Source organism: Microcoleus sp. LEGE 07076 (assembly GCF_015207455.1).
Taxonomy (GTDB): domain Bacteria; phylum Cyanobacteriota; class Cyanobacteriia; order Cyanobacteriales; family Microcoleaceae; genus Microcoleus.
This window is the reverse complement of sequence record NZ_JADEWV010000400.1, coordinates 1-2711: the sequence shown is the minus strand read 5'-3', so window position 1 is coordinate 2711 and position 2711 is coordinate 1. Positions and strand designations below refer to the sequence as shown.

The window sequence follows — 2711 nt, the reverse complement described above, 5'->3', positions numbered from 1 at the left end:
CCTTAGCACTAATCCTAAGTGGCGGCAGCATTGTATCGGCAGAAAGATTTAATAAAGCCGGATACGGGAAAGTAATTAGCGATCGAGTCAAACAAGTATTCAAAATCGAAATTGACCAAGCCAAAAAAGAACAGCAAGTGGCAGAAATCACAGAATCTGATTTCTTTAAAGAATTGCAGCAAAAGAAAGATAAACTGAAAGTTAGCAAAAAAGAAACCCCTCAACCAACACCTTCTCAACTGCCAGAAATAGCAGCAGGTGGCGCAGAGCTTCCCCAAACCGAAAGTGAGCCAGACGAATACCTAGCTCAGTTGCACCAAAAAGCCAAACAGCAGAAGCAGCGCGCCACTGTGGCTAAAACTGTGACTGCATCGGAAAACGGCTCAAAAACCGATGTGAACCATACCGAAAACGGTGATAGTTCAAGCGAAACCAAACCCGATGAGGGGTTCAGCGATTTGCAAGCCAAAGCAAAACAGATGCGACAGCGCCGTGCGGCTGAAAAGAAGATCAAAGAGGAAAAGATTGATAGTTTAACAGACAAAGAAGATTTGGGAAAAAAGGAAGAATAACAGACAACTCGACGGCATCTGAAATTGCATCTAATTGATTCTTCCCGTTTCTACCCGTCATTAATTCCTGAGTTTATAGAATCCGGCGGTGCCGGGCCGACGCTTTTGGCTTTAACTGATGTTACTAATGCGGATGCGGTTGTGAGGGAAATGGCGACTGCTTGGAGGGAATTTGGGGTAAAAGCTGAAGTAAGGGCGATTTCTCTTGATACTCAAGGCGCGCAAATCTCCACTCAATCAATTTAGCTTGACAAAATTTTCAACTTGTGGTAAACATCGAGTTTTATTACCTCTTTGCTATCAAAGGGCGAATTCCTGTGGAATAGATTCGCTGTACACACTTTTTTAAAGTTTCCATAAAGTTTACTTAAAAACTCTAAAAGCCCCTTGCATTTAAAAAAGTTACTGATATTCTCAAATCAATAACTTCACAACAGCAATAAAAAAACAACTTATTGCAATAAATCCAATTTATTGCAATAAGTTGGCAGGTTTTTACCTGTCGATATCACCGCCCATCCGCAAGAAAAAACCAAAACTCCATCATCCTATGGACTGGCTTTCCTTGCGTACTTTTAAAGTGTAATATCATGTCCAGTCCTATAACCACTATTTGTTTGTAGTCAGGACTTCAGTCCTTGATTGCAGATTTGGGCCACTAAGGACTTTAGTCCTTACTACAAACCAGGACTAAAGTCCTGACTACAACCTTTTTTATTATGGGTAATTGACTCGACATGATATAACATCCTCAAATTCTGCTTTTTTAGTCATTTTAATCATCAAAAAAGCAACTAAAAATCATGTCCAAAATCGAAACATCTATCCTCCAACCAACCACCAATACTTCCATCATTCCCGACATTTCAGAAAAATTGCCCTTAACTAATTCTACCAATAATTATTCTCTCCCCCCCCCCGAAAAATTACCCAATAACTAACGAAACATCCTCCACAAACACCAGCATCGAACTATTACCAGCAAACCACCAAATTCTCGACAAAGACTCAGAAACACCTCCCCAACAAGCAGACACAGACACCTTCATCCTCAACAAAAATTCAACACCAACAACCAACAGCATCACCGAAAAAACACCAGCAACCACCACCCAAGCCGACACAATCACAGGCGATACAGCCCAACCACAAACTCAAAATAAAATCACTTTCGACTCCGGCATTTTCCAAGCAGACGAAACAGGCAAAATTAGCCTCGACTACCTATCAGACGGAGGCTGGTATCAAGGAGAACTAGCAATTATCAGCCTCAAAGGAATGCAGGAACTTGTACCAGATTCCGAAGAATTTATACTAGAAGCAGCCAGACGCGCCCTCAGCAACTCCTCACTCGGTTACATCGCAATATCCGACACTACAGAAGCAGCAAAATTCCCTAGCTTCGAGGGAGAAAACAACTTAAATATCGGAGAATACCGAGGCATAAAAACCTTCACAATGACTCCCGGAGACGAATTCGGCATCATAGTAGTTCCCAACGGTAAAATACAAGAAGTATACGACAATCCAGGAATTGGCGGCGACAAAAAACCCTTATTCTCAATGGCGACAGCTAATTCCAGCAATGCTTTTAAACCAGGACAAATTGCCCGTGTCGTCAATGGTGGCAATATATTTGTTATGGAAGATATGGGGATAAGCGAAGAAAGCGATGCTGATTACAACGATATCATATTTTCCCTCAAAGGCGCAACCCCTAAAGTCATTTTAATGGATGATGTAATTGCCAAAAACTCCGATTGGCGTACATCAGAAAAAGGCAAAGAATTAATAGCTGACGCTGCGCCAAAAACAGAGACTAAATTAGACGACCAAAAACCCGATACAACTCCTACAACAAATTCTGCCGAAGCGACAGAAACCAAAAATCCGACTGTTTCCGAAATTCCCAACTCCCAGACAAAACCCGAAACATCTCTCGCAGTTGAAACCAAAAATCCGACTGTTTCCGAAATTCCCAACTCCCAGACAAAACCCGAAACATCTCTCGCAGTTGAAACCAAAAACCCGACTGTTTCCGAAATTCCCAATTACGAGACAAAACCTGAAAAATCCCCGGTAGTTGAAACCAAAAACCCGACTGTTTCCGAAATTCCCAATTCCTAGACAAAACCCGCA

The 2711-nt window shown here is 41.9% G+C and carries 4 protein-coding genes and 1 pseudogene; 4 read left to right on the top strand and 1 reads right to left on the bottom strand.

Translation table 11 applies throughout. The features are described 5' to 3' along the window. The 3 genes and pseudogenes from IQ270_RS29605 to IQ270_RS29595 all read left to right on the top strand — a co-directional run. A pseudogene (locus IQ270_RS29605) lies at positions 1-572 on the top strand (CHASE2 domain-containing protein); the annotation flags it as partial. A 24-nt stretch (positions 573-596) separates the two neighbouring features. Beyond that, entirely contained in the window at positions 597-818 is a 222-nt protein-coding gene (locus IQ270_RS29600) for a hypothetical protein (protein WP_228056820.1), read from the top strand. A 557-nt stretch (positions 819-1375) separates the two neighbouring features. After that, on the top strand, positions 1376-1513 hold the full coding sequence (locus IQ270_RS29595) for a hypothetical protein (RefSeq protein WP_193976675.1): 138 nt from the start codon (positions 1376-1378) through the stop codon (positions 1511-1513). On the opposite strand, the gene IQ270_RS29590 is transcribed toward IQ270_RS29595, so the two are convergent. Further along, complete coding sequence (locus IQ270_RS29590; protein ID WP_193976674.1) at positions 1499-1702, bottom strand: hypothetical protein; 204 nt, start codon at positions 1700-1702, stop codon at positions 1499-1501. The two genes, IQ270_RS29595 and IQ270_RS29590, sit on opposite strands and share 15 nt — an antisense overlap. 148 nt (positions 1703-1850) lie before the next feature. Here IQ270_RS29590 and IQ270_RS29585 point away from each other — a divergent pair, with 148 nt between their 5' ends. After that, entirely contained in the window at positions 1851-2699 is an 849-nt protein-coding gene (locus tag IQ270_RS29585; protein WP_193976673.1) for a DUF4114 domain-containing protein, read from the top strand. Positions 2700-2711: the final 12 nt, after the last annotated feature.

What these genes read in the sequence shown, in the direction of transcription:
- IQ270_RS29595 (WP_193976675.1), top strand. Translation starts at nt 1,376, where the DNA reads ATGTCCAAAATCGAAACATCTATCCTCCAACCAACCACCAATACTTCC.
- IQ270_RS29585 (WP_193976673.1), top strand. Translation starts at nt 1,851, where the DNA reads ATGCAGGAACTTGTACCAGATTCCGAAGAATTTATACTAGAAGCAGCC.